The organism is Pseudoxanthomonas spadix, assembly GCF_003703395.1.
GTDB lineage: Bacteria > Pseudomonadota > Gammaproteobacteria > Xanthomonadales > Xanthomonadaceae > Pseudoxanthomonas_A > Pseudoxanthomonas_A spadix.
The window spans coordinates 33,279-52,632 of sequence record NZ_RDQN01000002.1 but is presented as its reverse complement, the minus strand read 5'-3'; the positions used below and the strand labels follow the sequence as shown (position 1 = coordinate 52,632).

At 69.1% G+C, this 19,354-nt stretch carries 15 protein-coding genes; 6 read left to right on the top strand and 9 right to left on the bottom strand.

The window, feature by feature from the left end:
- Positions 1 to 41: 41 nt before the first annotated feature.
- The 4 genes from D9R12_RS02875 to D9R12_RS02860 are packed head-to-tail and all read right to left on the bottom strand — an operon-like array spanning position 42 to position 4,135.
- Positions 42 to 698, bottom strand: coding sequence for a DUF2894 domain-containing protein (locus D9R12_RS02875; RefSeq protein WP_170159118.1), 657 nt, complete (start codon positions 696 to 698; stop codon positions 42 to 44).
- Positions 688 to 1,335 carry an OmpA family protein gene (locus tag D9R12_RS02870; protein ID WP_122227823.1) on the bottom strand — a complete coding sequence of 216 codons (648 nt, stop codon included), beginning with the start codon at positions 1,333 to 1,335 and terminating at the stop codon, positions 688 to 690. Before D9R12_RS02870 ends, D9R12_RS02875 begins: the two co-directional genes overlap by 11 nt.
- The gene (locus D9R12_RS02865) at positions 1,332 to 3,425 is read right to left on the bottom strand and encodes a DUF802 domain-containing protein (protein ID WP_122227820.1); all 2,094 of its coding nucleotides are present in this window, start codon (positions 3,423 to 3,425) and stop codon (positions 1,332 to 1,334) included. Before D9R12_RS02865 ends, D9R12_RS02870 begins: the two co-directional genes overlap by 4 nt.
- Positions 3,422 to 4,135: a DUF3348 domain-containing protein gene (locus D9R12_RS02860; RefSeq protein WP_122227817.1), complete on the bottom strand. Its 714-nt coding sequence runs from the start codon at positions 4,133 to 4,135 to the stop codon at positions 3,422 to 3,424. The genes D9R12_RS02865 and D9R12_RS02860 overlap by 4 nt, the downstream gene beginning before the upstream one ends.
- Positions 4,136 to 4,448: 313 nt before the next feature.
- Between D9R12_RS02860 and D9R12_RS02855 the strand changes: the two genes are divergently transcribed.
- Together D9R12_RS02855 and alr are read left to right on the top strand one after the other, a co-directional pair.
- Positions 4,449 to 5,753, top strand: coding sequence for a D-amino acid dehydrogenase (locus D9R12_RS02855; protein WP_122227814.1), 1,305 nt, complete (start codon positions 4,449 to 4,451; stop codon positions 5,751 to 5,753).
- On the top strand, positions 5,732 to 6,859 hold the full coding sequence (gene alr, locus D9R12_RS02850) for an alanine racemase (RefSeq protein ID WP_122227810.1): 1,128 nt from the start codon (positions 5,732 to 5,734) through the stop codon (positions 6,857 to 6,859). The genes D9R12_RS02855 and alr overlap by 22 nt, the downstream gene beginning before the upstream one ends.
- 40 nt (positions 6,860 to 6,899) lie before the next feature.
- On the opposite strand, the gene D9R12_RS02845 is transcribed toward alr, so the two are convergent.
- On the bottom strand, positions 6,900 to 7,115 hold the full coding sequence (locus D9R12_RS02845; protein WP_122227807.1) for a hypothetical protein: 216 nt from the start codon (positions 7,113 to 7,115) through the stop codon (positions 6,900 to 6,902).
- Between the two features lie 649 nt (positions 7,116 to 7,764).
- On the opposite strand from D9R12_RS02845, the gene D9R12_RS02840 reads away from it, so the two are divergent.
- The 3 genes from D9R12_RS02840 (at position 7,765) to D9R12_RS02830 (ending at position 13,582) form a co-directional block, all read left to right on the top strand.
- Positions 7,765 to 8,781, top strand: coding sequence for a LacI family DNA-binding transcriptional regulator (locus D9R12_RS02840; RefSeq protein WP_122227804.1), 1,017 nt, complete (start codon positions 7,765 to 7,767; stop codon positions 8,779 to 8,781).
- Between the two features lie 105 nt (positions 8,782 to 8,886).
- The gene (locus D9R12_RS02835; RefSeq protein WP_122227801.1) at positions 8,887 to 11,922 is read left to right on the top strand and encodes a TonB-dependent receptor; all 3,036 of its coding nucleotides are present in this window, start codon (positions 8,887 to 8,889) and stop codon (positions 11,920 to 11,922) included.
- A gap of 127 nt (positions 11,923 to 12,049) precedes the next feature.
- Positions 12,050 to 13,582 (top strand): tryptophan halogenase family protein, encoded by a 1,533-nt coding sequence (locus tag D9R12_RS02830; RefSeq protein WP_122227799.1) that lies wholly within the window; start codon positions 12,050 to 12,052, stop codon positions 13,580 to 13,582.
- A gap of 184 nt (positions 13,583 to 13,766) precedes the next feature.
- On the opposite strand, the gene D9R12_RS02825 is transcribed toward D9R12_RS02830, so the two are convergent.
- Together D9R12_RS02825 and D9R12_RS02820 are read right to left on the bottom strand one after the other, a co-directional pair.
- The gene (locus tag D9R12_RS02825; protein WP_170159117.1) at positions 13,767 to 15,260 is read right to left on the bottom strand and encodes a GGDEF domain-containing protein; all 1,494 of its coding nucleotides are present in this window, start codon (positions 15,258 to 15,260) and stop codon (positions 13,767 to 13,769) included.
- Between the two features lie 91 nt (positions 15,261 to 15,351).
- Positions 15,352 to 15,723 (bottom strand): response regulator, encoded by a 372-nt coding sequence (locus D9R12_RS02820; RefSeq protein ID WP_014161568.1) that lies wholly within the window; start codon positions 15,721 to 15,723, stop codon positions 15,352 to 15,354.
- Between the two features lie 102 nt (positions 15,724 to 15,825).
- Between D9R12_RS02820 and D9R12_RS02815 the strand changes: the two genes are divergently transcribed.
- On the top strand, positions 15,826 to 17,184 hold the full coding sequence (locus D9R12_RS02815; protein WP_014161567.1) for a two-component system sensor histidine kinase NtrB: 1,359 nt from the start codon (positions 15,826 to 15,828) through the stop codon (positions 17,182 to 17,184).
- 76 nt (positions 17,185 to 17,260) lie between these two features.
- On the opposite strand, the gene D9R12_RS02810 is transcribed toward D9R12_RS02815, so the two are convergent.
- Both D9R12_RS02810 and D9R12_RS02805 read right to left on the bottom strand, forming a co-directional pair.
- The gene (locus tag D9R12_RS02810; protein ID WP_014161566.1) at positions 17,261 to 18,652 is read right to left on the bottom strand and encodes a TolC family outer membrane protein; all 1,392 of its coding nucleotides are present in this window, start codon (positions 18,650 to 18,652) and stop codon (positions 17,261 to 17,263) included.
- A gap of 30 nt (positions 18,653 to 18,682) precedes the next feature.
- On the bottom strand, positions 18,683 to 19,339 hold the full coding sequence (locus D9R12_RS02805) for a protein-L-isoaspartate O-methyltransferase family protein (protein WP_122227795.1): 657 nt from the start codon (positions 19,337 to 19,339) through the stop codon (positions 18,683 to 18,685).
- Between the last annotated feature and the right edge of the window lie 15 nt (positions 19,340 to 19,354).

Here is a 19,354-nt window from a genome sequence, read left to right as displayed (position 1 = left end):
GGCCGGCGCCGACAAACACGTGCACGGGCTGACCGCGCCGGTCAGGGTGGCCTCTGCCTGCCCTTGCGCGGTGCACGGCGTGCGGGCTTGCGCGCGCGCGTGGCCGGCGGCGCGTCCTGCGTGGCCAGGATGCCCTGGTGCTGCAGCTGTTCCATCCACGCCAGCGCATCGACATAGGCCAGAAAGTGCTGCAGGTAGCCCGGTGCGGCCTGGGCCATCAGCTGGATCGCCCGGTGCACCAGCACGCTGGAGTGGAGCGGACCGGCCTGTTCGGGGACAGCGGCCGGCCACTGGCGCAGCTGGCTGTCGGTGCGCACCCTGGCCCAGATCCGGCGAAACTGCTCCAGTGCCGGCAGCACCGGGAACGCGGCTGGCTGCGAGGCGGTGGCGAGCGGGCCGGCCTTGGCCAGGCCGTGCCCGGCCAGTTGCTGCAGCAGGCCGCCCAGCGGCCAGTGCGCCGGGGTCTGCGGCCTGGCGCGGCGGTGCCCGCCGCGTTCGGTGGGCGTGGCTGCAGGTGACTGCGCAGCAAGGAGCGCGGCCAGGCGCGCCTCCAGCAGCGCGCGGGTCTGGCCGGCATGCGCATCGGTGCGCGTGGCCAGTGCGTCGATCACGTGCAATCCAATCGGCAGCGGCTGTCCGGCGTGCCGGGTGCGCCAGGCTGCCAGCAGCGCGCGTGCGCGCAGGACCTCATCGGGCATGCGTGGCACCGGACGGCTGCGGCCGTGGGATCGGCGCGATCTCCACGCGCCGGTTCCTGGCCCGGCCTGCGCCATCGGCATTGGAACTGACCGGCTGCTGGGAACCGAACGCGGCGGCGAACACCGACGGCGCCGGCACGCCCTCGGCGATCAGGGTGCGGGTCACGGTCAGCGCGCGCTGGGCCGAAAGTTCCCAGTTGTCGGAAAACCGGCCGTTGCCCTCGCGCACCTGGCGATCGTCGGTGAAGCCGCTGACCATCAGGATCTCCTGGCGCGCGTGCAGGTATTGCGCCAGCGGCGCGGCCAGGCTCTTGAGCACCTGGCGCCCCTCCGGCTGCAGTTGGTCCGAGGCCGGCGCGAACAGCACGCTGCCGCGGATGCCGATGCGGCCGTCGACCAGGGTGATGCGCCCTGCGGCCAGCGGCGCGGCCAGGGCCTGCTCGAGCGTCCTGCGGCGCTGGGCTTCGACCTGCTGTTGCCTGAGCGCCTCGTCGAGCCTGCTCGACAGCTGCAGCTGCACGCCGATCACCCCGACCAGGATCAGCACGAACGCGCCCAGCAGCACCGACATCAGGTCGCCGAACGCGGCCCAGATCGAGGTGCTGGCGTCGTTTTCGAACTCGACCTGGTCGCTCATGTCGCGGCGCTGCCGGTGCTGGCCTGGCGGCCGGCGAGCTGGTGCAGCTCCTCGATGATCTGCTTCTGCGACAGCACGCTCAGGTCGACCACCTCGCGGGCTTGGGCCACGTAGTAGGCCAGCTGCTGGTCACTGCGCGAAAGCGAGCTGTCCAGCGCGCCGGCGATCTGCTGCAGGCGCTCGATCAGCACTTGGTTGGAGTTGCCGTACTGCTGCACGGCCGCGCCGAAGGCATCGCCCAGGCTGGCCACTTCCACCGCGCTGGCGCTGACCTGCGCGGCCACGGTTTCCAGCTTGCCGGTCTGGGCCTGGACCTGGGTGGTGAAGCGGGTGCCGACCCGCTCGAGCAGGTCGGCCGAGGTGCTCACCAGGGCATCGACCGCGCTGCGCTGCTGGCTGGAGGCGTGGTTGACCGCCTCGAGCAGGGTGTCCAGCGTGGCCAGCAGGCGGCTGCGTTCTTCCAGCATGGCGGTGTCGCGGACCATGCTGTCGGAGAGCTTCTGGCGCAGCTCGGCCATCACTTCGGCCGCGGCGCTGGGGGCTTGGCAGGCCACCTGCACCAGGCGCGAGAGCTCGGCGATGGTGTCGCCGGCGTGGCGCTGGGCCTGCGCGGTGATGTCGTTGGCGGTGCGCGCCAGGGTGTCGCAGATCTGCTGCTGGCCGCTGGCCACCTCATCGCCGATCCGTTGCCACTGCGCGTGCAGGGCCTCGGTCACGCGGGCAAGGTGCGCGCTCCACAGGGTCAGGCGCTGCTCGTCGCGCGTCTCCAGCGCGCTCTGCAGGTCGGCGTGCGACTGCTGCAGCGTGCCGACCAGGGCGCCTGCGTGCGACCGGAAGGTGGCCGCGGCTGCTTCCAGCGCCTGCTGGTGGTGGCCGGCCAGCCGGACGTGGGCGTCATGCTGGTGCGCCAGGGCCTGGTTCCAGGCGCCGGCGGTGGCCGCGGCGCTGGCCTCCAGGCGGGCGGCGATCGCATCGACCAGTTCGGCCGAACGCTGGTCGTAGCGGGCGGCAAAGCCTTCCAGCGTGCCGCGCAGGTCCCGGGTGAGCGCATCGTTGGCTTGCTGCTGGCTGGCCAGCGCGGTGTCCCAGCTCCGTGCGGTGCGGGCGCTGAGCGTGTCCAGGCCGGCCGCCAGGCCTTCGAGCTGACCCTGCAGGGCCTGCTGGATGCGCGCGTGCAGCGCGCTGGTTTGGTCCGCGATGCCGGCCATGGTCGCTTCCACGATCGGCTGCAGGGTCGCCCCGAGGGTGCGTGCGCTGGCGGCCACGCCGGCGGCGAGGGACTGCTCCAGCGAGGCGGCCAGGCGCGTGTAGGCCGCTTCGGTGCGGGCGTGGAAGTGCTCCTGCCGCGCGGCCAGCTGGGTCTCGGCGCTGGCGCTGCGGGTTTCCAGGGTGGCCATCATCGCCTGCAGGCGCTCGACCAGGGTCGGCATCAAGGCGGTCTGCTGCTGCAGCAGCCTGAAGGCTTCGGCGCGCTGGTGCGCGGCCGAATGGGCATGCAGGCTGGTGGCGATCTGCGCGTCGAGCCGTTGCACCGCCTCGAGCCGCTCGCGCCGGCACAGCGCCGAAAGCAGGCCGAGCATCGCTGAGCTTGCCACCCCGGCGATCGAGGTGCCGAAGGCGAAGGCCAGGCCCTTGACCGGCGCGGCCAGCGCGCCGCGGATCGCCTGCAGGTCGCTGGCGCTTTCCAGGGCCAGGCCGGTGCCGCGCAGGGTGGCCATCATGCCCAGCAGGGTGCCGAGCATCCCCAGCAGCACCAGCAGGCCGACCAGGTACGGCGTCAGCGCCGGCGCCGGCAGGGCGACGCGCTCGCCTTCGATGCGCAGGCGCACCGCGTTGCGCAGGCCCGGATGCACGCCGCCCAGCCACGCGCCCAGGTCGGACCGGGCCGGCGCCAGGTCGGCCAGGGCGCGCTCGAGCGTGGCGGTGGCCTGGCGATAGCGGTACAGCTCCAGCGCGCCGGCCAGGTAGCAGGCGCCGATCAGCAGCGCGATCGCCGCGCCCAGCGGGTTTGAGCCGAGGGAGCCGATGCCGACCCAGCACACGGCCACCAGGCCCAGGAGGAAGACGACGGGGTTGAGCAGGCTCTTCATGAAGTCCCAGTTGGCGGGGGCGGCAGCGCCGCAAGCAGGGCGTCGATGGGGTGGAAGCGCACGTCCAGTTCGGCCAGCAGCAGTTGCTGCATGTCGTGGCCGAACAGGTCCAGCCAGGCGTTGCCCGCAGGCGCGGCCTCGCCCTGCGCCGGCGGCGCGGCCTGGCGCAGGCGCTGGAAATGTTCGCCCAGCAGGGTGGGCACGGCGGCCAGTAGCGTGTGTTCGCGCGGGCCCAGGGTCAGTTCCATGACCGCGTCGATCTCGGCCAGGCGGGCCAGGGCGGGCGAGCGGGTCGCCAGCTGTTCGCGCAGGCGTCCGCGCAGCATGCCGGTGGCGGCGAGCATGGCCTGCTGGCGGGCCAGGTAGCGCTTGTGGAACAGCGCATAGTCCGGCGGTGCAGGGCGCGGCTCTTCGATATCGGCGCAGGTGGCGGCCAGTTCCGGCATGTCCACGATGGCCCGGGTCAGCGCGCCGCGCAGGCGCGCGGCCTCGGCGGCTTCGGCCTGTGGGTCCGAGGTGGCGGCGACCGGGCCGGCGGGGCTGGCGTCCAGTGCCCGGGACAGCGCCACGGCGCGGTTCCAGTCCAGCCACTGGCTCAGCCGTTCAGGCAGGCTGTGTGGCGAGGGCGGCACCTCAACGTCGGTCAGCCGGGCAAGCAGGCGGATGAACGCCGGGCCCGGCAGAGGCGTCCGTTGAGGGGGTGTGCGCATGGGGAAGGCTAAAACGCGTCATTTTACACGGCATCGCCGCCGGCCTCGTGCCCGGCCCATGGAGGGCAGGCCGATGCCGGCCAGGACGGGGGAATGCTCCGGGGAGGCAGGTGTGCCTTGAGGCGCACAAGGCCGGTTCTTTTCGACCATCGGCGCGGCTTTGCCCCGCCCGCTGCCGTCGCAGCGCCCGGCGGCCAATCCACGCCAGACCTGAAGGTTTCAATCCGGTCGGCGAAAAATTCCGCCAATCCATCAGGGCGGATCGGGTAAGGTTTTGCAGGGCCGCGGTGGCCTTTGGCAGTCAGGTGAGACAGTGCGCGTTCTGGTCATGGGCAGCGGTGTGATCGGCACCACCACGGCGTGGTACCTGGCCAGGGCAGGATTCGAGGTCACGGTGGTGGACCGCCAGCCGGGACCGGCGCTGGAGACCAGCTTTGCCAATGCCGGCCAGGTCTCGCCGGGCTACGCCTCGCCATGGGCCGCGCCGGGGGTGCCGCTGAAGGCGTTCAAGTGGCTGTTCCAGCAGCACGCGCCGCTGGCGATCAGGCCGGGCCTGGACCCACGCCAGTACACCTGGCTGCTGCGGATGCTGGCCAACTGCACCAGCGCGCGCTACGCACGCAACAAGGCGCGCATGGTGCGCCTGTCCGAGTACAGCCGCGACTGCCTGGACGAACTGGTCCAGGCCACCGGCATCGCCTATGAAGGCCGCCGGCTGGGCACGGTCCAATTGTTCCGCAGCCAGGCCCAGCTCGACGGCGCGGCCAAGGACGTGGCGGTGCTGGATCAATACGGCGTGCCCTACGAATTGCTCGATCCGGCCGGTATCGCCCGCTACGAGCCGGCGCTGGCCCAGGCGCCGGTGCAGCTGGTCGGCGCGCTGCGCCTGCCCAACGACCAGACCGGCGACTGCAACCTGTTCACCCAGCGCCTGGAAGCGATGGCACGCCAGGCCGGCGTCGAGTTCCGCTACAACACCCGCGTAGAGGCAATCCATGGCGATGACCACCGCGTCACCGGTGTGCGCCTGAATGGCAAGGTCGAGAAGGCCGACCGCTACGTGCTGGCCCTGGGCAGCCATTCGCCGCAGCTGGTCGCACCGCTGGGCCTGGACCTGCCGGTGTATCCGCTCAAGGGCTATTCGCTGACCTTGCCGATCACCGATGCGGCGATGGCGCCGGTGTCCACGGTCCTGGACGAAAGCTACAAGGTCGCCATCACCCGCTTCGATGCGCGCATCCGGGTCGGCGGCATGGCCGAAGTGGCCGGCTACGACCTGTCGCTCAACCCGCGCCGGCGCAAGACCCTGGAACGGGTGGTGGGCGACCTGTATCCGGAGGGCGGCGCGCTGGAGGCGGCCCATTTCTGGACCGGCTTGCGCCCGGCCACGCCCGATGGCACGCCCATCGTCGGCGCCACCCCGCTGTCCAACCTCTACACCAACACCGGCCACGGCACGCTGGGCTGGACCATGGCCTGCGGCTCGGGCCGCTACCTGGCCGACCTGATGGCGGGCCAGGCGCCGGCGATCGATCCTGAAGGGCTGGACATGTTCCGCTACCGGGGCGCTGCAGCGGCCGGACAGGAGGCCACGCGATGCGCCCAGCCCGCGCGCTGATCGACCTGGGCGCGCTGCAGGACAACTACCTGCTGGCGCGGCGCCTGGGCGGTGGCAAGGCCGTGGCGGTGATCAAGGCCGACGCCTACGGCCACGGCGCGGTCCGTTGCGCACGTGCGCTGGAGCCGATCGCCGACGCCTTCGGGGTGGCCTGCATCGAGGAAGCGCTCGAACTGCGCCAGGCCGGCATCCGCGCCCCGATCCTGCTGCTGGAAGGTTTCCTGGAAGCCGACGAACTGCCGCTGATCGACCGTCACCGGCTGTGGACCGTGCTGGCCTCGCCCTGGCAGCTGGACGCGCTGGCGCGCTACCGGCCGGCCGCGCCGTTGCAGGTGTGGCTGAAGCTGGACAGCGGCATGCATCGGCTGGGCCTGTCGCCGGACGATTTCGCCCGCGCGCTGCAGCAGCTGTCGGCCGACCCGAGGATCGCTTCGATCGTGGCGATGAGCCACCTGGCCCGCGCCGACGAGCTGGACAGCGACTTCACCGACATCCAGCGCGCCGTGTTCGAAGCGGCCACGCGCGATTTCCATGGCCCGACCAGCTTGGGCAACTCGCCGGCGCTGCTGGGCTGGCCGGGCATCGGCAGCGACTGGGTGCGCCCGGGGCTGATGCTGTACGGGGCAAGCCCTTTTCCGCTGGAGGCGCCGATCCGGCATGTGCTGCGGCCAGTGATGCAGCTGGAGTCCAGGCTGATCGCGGTGCGCGCGCTGGCGGCCGGCGAGGCGGTCGGCTATGGCGCCCGCTTCACCGCGCCGGTGCCGATGCGGATCGGGGTGGTGGCGCTGGGCTATGCCGACGGCTATCCGCAGCTGGCGCCCAACGGCACGCCGGTGGTGGTCGATGGCGTGACCACGCGCCTGGTCGGCCGGGTGTCGATGGACATGCTGACGGTGGATATCACCGACCTGCCGCAGGCCGGCGTCGGCAGCCAGGTCGTGCTCTGGGGCCCTCAACCCCTGCCGACACCGTCGCAGATCGCCCAGGCCTGCGGCACCAGCGGCTATGCGCTGCTGTGCGGGATCAAGCGCGTGCGGCGTGAATACCTCGGCGCTGCGGGCGCTGCGACCATCGGGCAGACCGCCTCGGCCTCATTGCCGGGCTGATGGCCAAGGGCGTGAGCCGCGGCAGGCGTGCCGCGCAGCTTCAATCCATCCAGCTCGGCTCGAACATCTCCAGCACATCGTGCACGCCGCGGCGTACGGCCGAGCGATCAGGCGGGGCCAGGTCGCGGGTGGCGGCCAGCAGCAGGGCGGCGGCCCAGGCCGTGCGATCGGCGTGGTTGTCGCTGGCGTGGCAGGCCAGGCGCACGGCCACGCCGGAAATACGTTCCTGGACGAGTTCCTTGTGGATGTGCGACATGTGGTCCCGGCCGCCTGACGGCGCCGCTCCCCCAGCGGCTTGACCTGCAAGCTTAGCTGTCTTCGGCGCCTGGCAGATCGCCGTACATCGGCTGCAAGCCGCCGAACTTCGCAAGCGCGGCATGAAAAAGCGAATTTGGTCGCACCCCGTGCACGCGCCGCCCTGGTGCCGCCGGTCGAGGCTGGCAAACGGCCCCGCGTCAGCATTGCGGCATGCGAGCGTGTGTGATGACTCGCCGGCGGCGGTCATCGGCTGTGCTGCACACGCTCGGTTTCGCGCAATGACATGGCGCAGCGCAGCGGACCAGAGCGGGCGTGCGACGCCATTGCGCCGCAGCCGTCCGCAGACGCGCGCCAGAACCTTCAGGAACCGTTATCTGGCCAACCCGACGGTCACCCGGGTTCGCTATCAGCAAGTGCGTGCACCGCGCACCTTGCGGCGCAGCATGTAAACGCTTGCAAGTCCTGCTACGGTGCCGCCCGCCAAAAGAGGCAGGGCGCCTTGGGAGGGGCTTTCCAGTGCCGCAAGCCGGACACCATTCGCCGATGTCGCGCAAGGCGGCACCGGTCCATCGCCGTACCGGCGACCAACAGCGCGTGCCGTTGGCAGCGGCGCTTCCTGTGCCCGGGCACGGCTCAAGGACCTCGCAATGAACGTCACGATCAAGGATGTCGCCCGCGTGGCCGAAGTGTCCGCGGCCACGGTGTCGCGCGCGCTCAATGGTCATCAATACGTGGCCGAAGAGGTGCGCGCGCGGATCGTCAGGGTCGCCAGCGAATTGCGCTACAGCCCGCACCACGCCGCGCGTGCGCTGAGCAGCCGCCGCACCCACACCATCGGCGTGGTGCTGCCGGACCTGCACGGCGAGTTCTTCTCCGAGCTGATGCGCGGCATCGACCATGCCGCCCGCGAGCGCGGCCTGCACCTGCTGGTGTCCAGCTGCCACGGCAGCCTGGCCGAACAGCGCGATGCGCTGCGCGCCACCCCCGGCCGCGTCGACGGCGTGCTGGTGATGTCGCCGTTCCTGGGCAGCGAGGAGGCGCTGGACCAGGTCCTGGCGCCCGAGGTGCCGGCGGTGCTGATGAACTGCGCCGGCAGCCCGCGCGCCACCGTGCTCAACGTGGACAACTACGGCGGCGCCCATGCCATGACCCGCCACCTGCTGGAGGTGGGCCACCGCCGGATTGCCTTTGTCTGCGGGCCGGCCGACAACTTCGATGCCTGCGAGCGCCTGCGCGGCTATCGCGACGCGCTGGCCACCGTGGCCGATGCCGGGCCGGAATGGACCATGGCAGGCGCCTTCGACGAGGCCTCCGGCTATGCGGTCGGGGAAACCTTCGCCACCGGCGAGCGCCCCGATGCGGTGTTCGCCGCCAACGACATGATGGCGCTGGGCTGCCTGTTCGCCCTGCGCAAGGCCGGCCTGCGCGTGCCCGAGGACATCGCCGTGGCCGGCTTCGACGACGTGCCGATGGCGCGCTACGTCAATCCGGCCCTGACCACCATGCGCGTGGACATCGCCAGCCTGGGTGCGCGCGCGCTGCAGCTGCTGCTCCAACACCCGGGACTTGGTGGCGATGCCGCCGCAGTCGTGGATACCACGGCCCTGGTGCCGCATCTGGTCGTGCGCGATTCCAGCGCCATGCCGGAGCGTCGCACCGGCTGAGCCTCCGCCTGCTGCCGGATCACGCAGTACCGCACTTTCGAAGTTCCCGATTTTCGCAACGACGTCCCAAGTCAGTGTTCCGACGGCCCCAAGGAGGGCAGAGTCATGAAGAGCAAGCGTTCATTCCGTCCCACCCCGTCGCGCAGCGTGCTGGCCATGGCCCTGGCTGGCTGCATGGCCGCTTCGGTGCCGAGCTTTGCCCAGACCTCCACCGCCATCCTGCGCGGCACCGTGACCTCGGCCGAGGCCGGCCAGGAAGTGACCGTCGCCAACAAGGCCACCGGTGCGGTGCGCCGCGCGATCATCAGCCAGAACGGCACCTACACCATCGTCGGCCTGCAGCCTGGCACCTACACGGTCCAGGCCGGTGGCGTGGCCCGCGATGTCACCCTGCAGGTGGCCTCCTCCTCGACCGTGGACCTGGAGGCGCCAACCTCCGCGCCGGCCGGCGATGCCACCACGCTGGGCGCGGTGCGCGTGACCGCGCCGCTGACCCGGGACGTCAAGACCTCGGAGGTCGGCAACATCGTCTCGCTGCGCCAGATCCAGCAGCTGCCGCAGGCCACGCGCAACTTCCTGGAGTTTGCCGACACCGTGCCGGGCATGGTGTTCAACGTCGACGCCCAGGGCCACACCACCCTGCGCGGTGGCGCCTCCAACTCCAGCGCCGGCAACCTGTACATCGACGGCGTCAGCCAGAAGAGCTACGTGGCCAAGGGTGGCATTGCCGGTCAGCAGGACAGCCAGGGCAATCCATTTCCGCAGCTGGCCATCGGCGAATACAAGGTCATCACCTCCAACTACAAGGCCGAGTTCGGCCAGGTCAGCGGCGCGGCCATCACCGCGGCAACCAAGTCGGGCACCAACGAGTTCCACGGCGAGCTGTTCTACCGCTACACCGATGAGTCGCTGCGCGAAGAGCGGCCCGACGAGGGCAATGGCAAGGTCGACTCGCAGGTCAAGGAATATGGGTTTGCCGTTGGCGGCCCGATCCTGCAGGACCGCATGCACTTCTTCTTTGCCTATGAAGGCAAGGACAACGTCGTGCCGCGCAGCATCCAGCCCAGCGCCGATGCCGCGCCCTACGTCGGCTTGCTGCCGTCCGACCTGGCATCGCAGTACGGTGCAGCCAACCTGCCGTTCACCGAGGACCTGTACTTCGGCAAGCTGGACTGGGAAATCACCGACAACGACCGCATCGAGCTGTCGGGCCAGTATCGCGATGAAACCCAGGTGGACAACGTGGGCGGGCAGAACGCCACCGACCACGGCACCGACAAGATCAACAAGGACAGGCGTGTCGCGTTGCGTTGGCAGCACAGCGCCGATGCCTGGTACAACGAGCTGATCGTGTCCAAGGAGAAGTCCGAGAACAACCCGCGACCGATGGGTATCGGCCCTGGCGCCATCTACAAGTATCTGAACTACCGGCCGGCGCCATCCACTGACATCGACGAGTGGACCTTCCTGGCGACCGGGCCTGCCGGTGGTTCCAGCCTGCAGCGCCGTAGCCAGGATGGATGGAGCCTGCAGGACGATCTGACCCTCACCAGCTTCGACTGGCATGGCGAGCACACCATCAAGATGGGGGTGAACTACAAGGACATCACCCTGACCGCACAGGATGCGGCCTCGTTGAATCCCCAGTTCAGCTACCAGGTCGATGCCAATGGCGTGGCGGCCACGCCCTATCGCGTGGACTTCTATTCGCCCTTTGCCACCCCGGGTCAAAAGGCGCTGGTGGAGACCGACGCCAAGCAGTACGGCATCTACATCCAGGATGACTGGGCGGTCACCGACAAGTTGCTGCTGAACATCGGCGTGCGCTGGGATTACGAGGACAACCCGGCCTACACCGACTTCGTCACCGCACCGGGCTTCGTCGCCGCGCTGAATGCGGATGACCCGGCCAATCCCGGCCAGCCCTGGGGCAATCGCCTGGCCGCCAGTGGCCTGGACTACCACGACTACATCTCCAACGGGCATAACCGCGAGAACTTCAAGGACGCCTGGCAGCCGCGCCTGGGCTTCGCCTATGACTTCTTCGGCGATGAGAGCATGGTGCTGCACGGCGGCGCCGGCCGTTCCTACGACCGCAATCTGTTCGAGCAGCTGGCCTATGAAACCAGCAAGGCCGCGCTGTCGCCGGTGGCAGTGTTCTTCAAGGGCAACTACGGAACCGCCAACGGCTGCTATCGCCAGGATCGGCTGTGCATCGACTACGACCCCAGGTACCAGAACATCGACGAGCTCAATGCCATCGCCGACGTCAAGGGCAGCGGTGAGTTGTTCGTCTTCAACAATCACCTCAAGACCCCCTATAGCGACCAGTACAGCATCGGCGTGAGCAATCTGGTCGGCGACTGGCTGACCGACGTGACCGTGCAGCGCAACCTGAGCTACGACGGCTTTGCGATGACCCTGATCAACCGCTACCCCAATGGCGATTACTTCCAGAATGGCAGCGCGCCGTGGGGCCATCCGGTGCCCGGCTACAACAACACCATCATGGGCAACAACGGCCTGGAGTCGCGCAGCACCCAGATCCTGATGTCGGCCGAAAAGCCCTACACCAGGGAGTCGGGCTGGGGCCTGACCCTGGCCTACACCCATACCAGCGCGCGTCAGAATCGCAACATCGACGAACCGTTCGCGTTCGACCAGGCCACCATCGAGGACTACCCGTTCGTCAAGTCCGATGCCGTGGCCGCGCACCGCTTCGTCGCCTCCGGTTCGATCGATGGTTTCTGGGGCATGACCTTCGGCGCCAAGCTGGTCCTGGCCACGCCCGAGCCGATCAACACCATCGCCTGCTACGGCTATACCGACAGCCACGGCGCGACCTGCCAGCAGGTGGGTGCCACGCCGCCCGGTGCGGGCAAGTTCCTGTTCGGTGGCGACATCTGGGGCTACCGCACGGTGGACTTCCAGGCCAGCAAGGACTTCACCGTCTACAAGGACTTCAAGCTGTCCGCGCGCATCAACCTGCTCAATGCGTTCGACTTCAAGAACTATTCGGCGTACTCGTACAACGGCTTTGGCAGCAACGGCCAGTTCGACCCGGACATCTCGATCAACAAGACCGGCGACATCAACTACTTCCCGCGCACGGTGACCTTCGAAATCGGTGCCAAGTTCTGATCCCACGAAGTACCGTGCGGGCCGGCGCTCCCGTCGGCCCGCGCGGGTCGATTCGGACGGGGTCCTGTGGCTCCGTTTCGTCTTTGAAGTGGCAAGCTGCGCGGCAGCGCCAGGCAAGGATTTCAGGATGAGCGTCTCTTCCATCCGCAGCATCGTCATCGTCGGCGGCGGCACCGCCGGCTGGATGGCCGCTGCCGCGCTCGCGCGCGTGCTCGGACCGACCTACAAGGTCACGCTGGTCGAGTCCGAGCAGATCGGCACGGTCGGCGTGGGCGAGGCTACCGTCCCGCACATCAAGGCCTTCAACAACCTGCTGGGTCTCAACGAGGCCGAGTTCGTCCGCCAGACCCAGGGCACCTTCAAGCTGGGCATCGAATTCGTCGACTGGCGCCGCAAGGGCGCCTCGTACCTGCATGGCTTCGGCACCGAGATCGGCCATCGGCTCGGGCTGCTGCCGTTCCACCAGTACTGGATCAAGGCTCACCGCGCCGGCTGGGCCAAGCCACTGGGCGCCTATACGCTCAATACCGTGGCCGCGCCGATGAACCGCTTCATGACCTCAGCCAGGGACGTGCCGGCGCAATCGCCGCTGGCCAACATCGCCTACGCCTACCACTTCGATGCGGCGCTGTATGCGCGCTTGCTGCGGACCTATTCCGAACAGCGCGGCGTGCGCCGGATCGAGGGCATCGTCGAGCAGGTCATCCAGCATCCCGAATCGGGGGATGTCCAGTCGCTGCGCCTGCAGGACGGCACGGTGATCGCCGGTGACCTGTTCATTGACTGCTCCGGCTTCCGGGGTCTGCTGATCGAGCAGACCCTGCACACCGGCTACCACGATTACACGCACTGGCTTCCGTGCGACCGCGCGCTGGCCGTGCCCTGCGAGAAGGTCGGTCCGCCCACGCCGTATACCCGCGCCACCGCGCGCCAGGCCGGTTGGCAGTGGCGCATCCCGCTGCAGCACCGCACCGGCAATGGCTATGTGTATTCCAGCGCGCACATCAGCGAGGACCAAGCCGCCGCCACGCTGCTGGCCAACCTGGATGGCAAGGCGCTGGGCGATCCGCGCCCGCTGCGCTTCACCACCGGCCGGCGCAAGCTGTGCTGGAACAAGAACGTGGTCGCGCTTGGCCTGGCCAGCGGCTTCATGGAGCCACTGGAATCGACCAGCATCCACCTGATCCAGTCCGGCATCTCCAAGCTGCTGGAGCTGTTCCCGCGCGAGGGCATCAGCCAGGTGCTGGTACAGCGCTACAACGACCGGCTGGCGTTCGAGTTCGAACGCATCCGCGACTTTCTGGTGCTGCATTACCACGCCACCGAGCGCGAGGACACCGGCTTCTGGCGGCAATGCCGCGACATGGCGATCCCGGCCGAGCTGCAGTCCACGCTGGAGCTGTTCGGCGACAGCGGGCGCTTCTATCGCAATGGCGAAGAGATGTTCGCCGAGATCAGCTGGGTGCAGGTGATGGTGGGGCAGGGGATCATGCCGGCCAGTTACCACCCGCTGGTCGACCAGGTGCCCGAAGCCGACCTGAAGGCGTTCCTGGCCAGTGTCGAGAAGACGATCGACCATTGCGCCCAGGCCATGCCCGGCCACCAGCAGTTCATCGACCGCTACTGCGCCGCGCCGCCGTTGGGCACGGCCGCCGCCTGAGCGCCAGCACAGCCTGTACCGCGGCTTGCGTGCATGGGCAGCACGAGGGGCTGTTCAATCGAACGACCAGCGCCCACCGGCATCGCGCGCCAGCACCTGGATCGGCGTGGCGGTGCAGATTGTCGAAGTGCCGCGCGATTCCGGATCCAGCGCGGCGTACCCTCCAGCGAGCGCGAGCCTGCGCTCAGCTCCGCACTGCGGCACGGTTGCGGCCGCCGGCCTTGGCGTCGTAGAGCGCCAGGTCGGCCAGTTTGACCAGGCTGGCCGGGCCTTCTTCGGCGCCCATGCGGGCCGGCCACAGCGAGGCGCCACCGACACTGATGGTGACCACCGGCGCGGTGTAGCTCTCCGCGTGTGGGATGCCCAGCGCGCGCACGTTGCGGCAGACCGCCTCGGCCAGCTCGCGCACGGTATTGCTGTCGCAGCCGGGCAGCACCAGGGCCAGTTCTTCGCCGCCATAGCGGGCGGCCATGTCGCCGTGCCGACGCGCGCAGTGCTTGACTGCCTCGGCCACCTGACGCAGGCAGGCATCGCCGGCCTGGTGGCCGTAGGTGTCGTTGAACGCCTTGAAGTGGTCGATGTCCACCAGCAGCAGGCCCAGCGGCGCGCTTTCGCGCAATGCCCGTGGCCAGGCGTCGGCCAGGTATTCATCCAGCGCACGGCGGTTGGCCAGGCCGGTCAGGCTGTCGGTCCGGGCCAAGGCTTCGAGCTGGTCCTGCACCGCCTGGCGTGCGAGCAGCTGCCGCCGCAGCCATTCGCCCAGCACCGCCAGCAGCGCGATGGTGACCAGGGTCAGGAGCGCGTGGGTGCGCATCGAGCGCCGCCAGGCGGCCAGCGCTTCGTATTCGGACAGCGCGGCCACGGCGATCAGGGGAAAGTGGTCGGCGTGGTGGAAGCCGCTGATCCGGCGCATCCTGTCCACCGGCGAGACATAGGTGAGCGTCCCGCTGCGCGCGGCCTTGATGTCGGCGAACAGCATCGTGTTGGACAGGTCGCGGCCAACGTTGGCTTCATCGTTTGGCGCCCGGGCACAGACGATGCCCGCCTCGTTGACCAGCGCCACGGCGCCTTCCCTGCCGAGTTCGAAGCCGCGGTAATAATCGGAAAAATAGCGCGAGCGGATGCTGGCCAGGACCACGCCGCTGAATCGGCCCCGGGCATCGTTGTAGCGGCGGGTGAGCGTGATGATCCAGCTGTTGTCGGTGCGACTGCGCACCGGTGGCCCCAGCCATGACAAGCCATCGTCCACCTCCCGATGATGGCGGAAGTAGGCGCGGTCACTGTTGTTCTTGCTCGCCGGTAGCGTCGCCAGCGAGGAGGCGATCCAGTTGCCGCTGGCGTCGTAGACGTACAGCGCGTGGATGCGTGGGGACCGCGCCGCTTCCCGGCGCATGTAGCGGCTCAGCGATTCCAGGTTGCCTGGCCCGGTGCCGTAGACGTGCAGCCGTTCGGCAATGCCCGACAAGGTGGCATCGGCCAGCTGGAAGGAGTCCTCGGCATGCTGGCTGACCGCGCGGGCCAGGTTGGCGGCATCGAGCTGGATCTGGGCGCGGGCTTCCGCGCGGGTCTCCAGGCCATGCCAGTATTCGGCACCGGCAAACACCAGGCACACCGTCAGCACAAAACCACGCAGCAGATTGGGCAGCAGCAGGCGCCGGCGCGCCGGGTCAACCGTCATCATCCAGATCATCCCCCTCCTGGCGCCGGGAGCGTAGACGTTTGCGCCGGCGCCGTCATGGGAGCCGGGCCTCGCCCTGCCTTGTTGCCTGTCAGGCCGACAGGTGCTGGCGCATCGCGCCCAGCAGTGCCTGACGGTTGTAGGGCTTGGCCAGGAATGCGGCGTTGGTGGGGAAGTCGCGGAAGCTGTTGAGCGAATGCCCCGAGGTCAGGACCACTGGGAGCTGGCCAGCCAGATCGGCGATGCGGCGCGCCAACTGGATGCCATCCATGCCACCGGGCATGTTGATGTCGCTGAAGATCAGGTCCACCTGTTCGCTGCCGGAGAGCAGGTCCAGGGCCTGCATGCCGCCATTGGCGGCCAGCACGCGGTAGCCCTCGGCTTCCAGGATCATGGCGGCGATCTCCCTGGCGCCCTGATCGTCCTCGACGACGAGGATCATGGGCATGGTGGCGGTGGACATGGGAGTACCGGAGACAAAGGACAGCCCGAGCCTGCCAGCGGCGGCGTGAAATCGGAGTGACCCGTGCGTGTCTGTCATCGCTTGCCCCTACAATGGCGTCAGATGTCACCGGGCGACCACTACCGCCAGATCATCGAGCTCTCCGAGGACTGCATCCTGGAGCTGGACGCGACCGGCCGGATTGCCTCGGTCAACCGCCATGGCCTGGACCTGCTGCAGGCCTTCGAGCGCAGCGATGTACTGCACCGGGCCTGGCAGGACTTCTGGCCACCGGCCCTGCATCCGGTGGTGCACCAGGCCCTGCGGCGCGGGCTGGAAGGCCAGTCCAGCCAATACACGGGAACCCTGACCACGCTGCGTGGGGCCCAGCGCCAGTGGTCGGTGTCCATCGCCCCGCTCAGCGACGCCGCCGGGCGGGTCGAGTCGCTGGTGGTGGTCGGTCGCGACATCACCGAAATGCGCCGTGTCGAGCAGGCCCTGCGCACGCTCAACGCCAGCCTGTCTTCGCAGCTGCAGGGTGCCGAAAGCCAGGTCATGGCCGCCAGCCAGCACAACCAATACCTGGAAGCCACCCTGACCCAGGCCCAGGTCATCAGCGAGCGCCGCCGTCACCTGGAGCTGGCCGCGCTGCAACAACGCGACATTGCCGAGGCCGCCCGGGCCATGGCCGAACACACCGCCATGCAGGCGCAGAAGGGCGAGGCGGTGGGCCAGCTGGTGGCCGGGATCGCCCACGATTTCAACAACATGCTGCAGACCGCGGTGGCCGCCATCAGCATGGTCACCGACGCTCCGGAGACCTTGACTCCGATCCAGCGCAAGCTGCTTGGGCGCGGCAACGAGGCGCTGGGGCATGCGACTGCGGTGGCCAAGCGGCTGCTCGGCTTCGCCCGCCAGCATCCAGTGCGCGCCGAGCCGATGGATCTGCAGGAGGTGGCGCTGGAAATGGCCGAGCTGATGCAGCAGAGCCTGGCGCCGGACCTGCAACTGGTGGTCGAACGGCAGTCGCAGCCATTCCCGGTGATCGCCGACCGGCACAGCGTCGGCCAGGCGGTGATGAACCTGTGCATCAACGCCCGCGACGCCTGCGGGGGCACTGGCCGCATCACCCTGCGCTGCGACCAGGGCCAGGTCAGCCAGGACTGGGCGACCCACCTGCGCGCGGCCGGCGACTATGTGACCCTGTCGGTGGCCGACACCGGCAGCGGCATGGACCAGGCCGCGATGTCGCGGCTGTTCGAGCCCTATTTCACCACCAAGCCCGAAGGCCGCGGTACCGGGCTGGGCCTGGCCCAGGTCTACGCACTGATGCGCCAGGCTGGCGGTTTCATCGATGTGGACAGCGCGGTGGGCGTGGGCACGGTGATGACCCTGTGGTTCCCGCGCGCCCATGTCAGCCTGGGCGAAGCCGAGGTTCCGCCGGCGCTTCCCGCAGCCAGTGGCAGCGACCTGTCGGCCTGACCTGTGCGCCCTGCGCGGGAGCGCAAAAAAACAGCTGCTTCAAGCGGGGTGCTTTCGTCTGCGGCTCGACGGCCCGCTACTGCGCGCGTGGGGTGCCGATGGCCTGCATGTCGGTGCTGTTCAGGCGGGCATTGGCATCGGCGCTGAGCAGGGCGTTGACGTCGCGCAGGTCGGCTGCGTCCAGGGTGCCGGCGGCGGCTTCCAGCAGCAGGCGGTTCTGCAGGAAGTTGTACTTGGCCAGCGAGTACTGCTGCTGGGCCGAGACCAGGTTGTTCTGGTTGGTCAGCACGTCCAGGACGGTGCGGGTCCCCACTTCCAGGCCAACCTGCGAGGCGTCGTAGGCGCTGCGGGCCGAGATCAGGGCGGAGCGGCGAGCCTCGATCTCGCTGATGCCCGCTTCCAGCACCTGGTAGGCGTTGCGGGTGTTGCGTACCACCGCGCGGCGCTGCTGCTCGTAGGCATCCTGGGCCGAATCGCGCTGGGCGATGGCCTGGCGCACCTGCGACTGGACCGCGCCGCCGGAGAAGATCGGCACGTTCAGCGACAGGCTCACCGCGCGCGAGTCATATTCGCCGCGGCGGTTGGTGCCGTCCAGACTGGTGTCGGTGTCGCCGCCCCAGCTGGCGCTGCGACCGTAGCTGCCGTTGAGGCTCAGGGTCGGCAGGTGACCGGCGCGGGCGCCGGCGACGCCGGCTTCGGCCGACTGGACCTGCAGCTGCAGGGACTTCAGCGATGGGTTCTGGGCGACGGCGGTATCGACCCAGCCGTCGGCGCCGTATTCGGACGGCAGCTGTGGCTTGAAGTCGTCCGGCAGGCCGCGCAGGTTGGCAACCGGCTGGCCGGTGATCTCGGCCAGCGCCTCGTAGGCGTCCTTGAGCGCGTTGCGCTGGGTGATGACCGTGGCGCGCGCGCTGTCGTAGGAGGCGCGGGCTTCGTGCACGTCGGTGATCGGGGCCAGGCCCACGTCCAGACGCTTTTGCGCGTAATCGAATTGCTTCTGGAAGGCCGCTTCGGCCGCTTCGGCCGAGGCCAGCGTTTCGATCGCGATCAGCACGTTGAAGTAGGCCGCCGAGGTGCGGGTGATCAGCGAGTCATTGGCCGATTCCAGATCGAAATCCGCCGACTGGCTCAGCGCGCGCTGGGCGCGGACGGTGGCGTAGGAGCCGAAGTTCACCAGGGTCTGGCTGACGCCGACGCTGTAGTCGCGCGAACGCGGGCTGTCGATCCAGTCGCCGCCATCGGTGACCTTGGCGCTGGAGCGCCCCAGCGAGGCGGTCCCGCTGACCTGCGGCAGCAGGGTGGCACGGGCCTGGACCACACCTTCCTTCTGCGCCAGCCGGCCGGCCTCTGCCTGGGCCAGGGTCGGGTCGCCGTTGCGGGCCATTTCGTAGGTCTGCATCAGGTCGGCCGCCGAGGCGGTCGATGGCAGCGCCAACGCGATTGCGAGAACGAGGGGAAGACGGATCATCTAGGGGCTTTCCTTGAAGGGTTGCAATGCTTAAAAAACGAATTTCGCGACCGGTTCGGCGCCGACCAGATAGGCCAGGTCGGTTTCGAACAGCGACTGGAAGTTCGGGCCGGACGCCTGGTTGTGCACCAGCATCGCTTCCATCACCGGCGAGCGGCCGCACACCATGAACAGGCGCCCGCCCGGGCGCAGCCACTGCAGGAAGCCGGGCGGCAGGCTGTCGACCGCGCCGGTGACGCAGACCACGTCGAACTGGCGCTGCGCCGTCCAGGTCATCGCATCGGCGGTCTCGATCCGCACGTTGCTGCCCAGGCCGGTGCTGTCCAGGTTGGCGCGCGCCTGCGCAGCCAGCTCCGGGTACAGCTCCAGGCTGACCACCTCGCGGCCCATCTCGGCCAGGCAGGCGGTCAGGAAGCCGCTGCCGGTGCCGATTTCCAGCACGTCCTCGCCTGGCTGCACTTCCAGCGCCTGCAGGGCGCGGCCTTCGACCACCGGCTTCATCATGTGCTGGCCATGGCCCAGCGGAAGCTCCAGGTCGGCATAGGCCAGCGCGCGGTAGGCGGCAGGCACGAACGCCTCGCGCGGCAGGGTCGCCAGGGTTTCCAGGACACGGTTGTCCAGCACGTCCCACGGGCGGATCTGCTGTTCGACCATGTTCTCGCGGGCTTGGGCGTAATCAATCGTCATGGGTGTGCTTCGAAG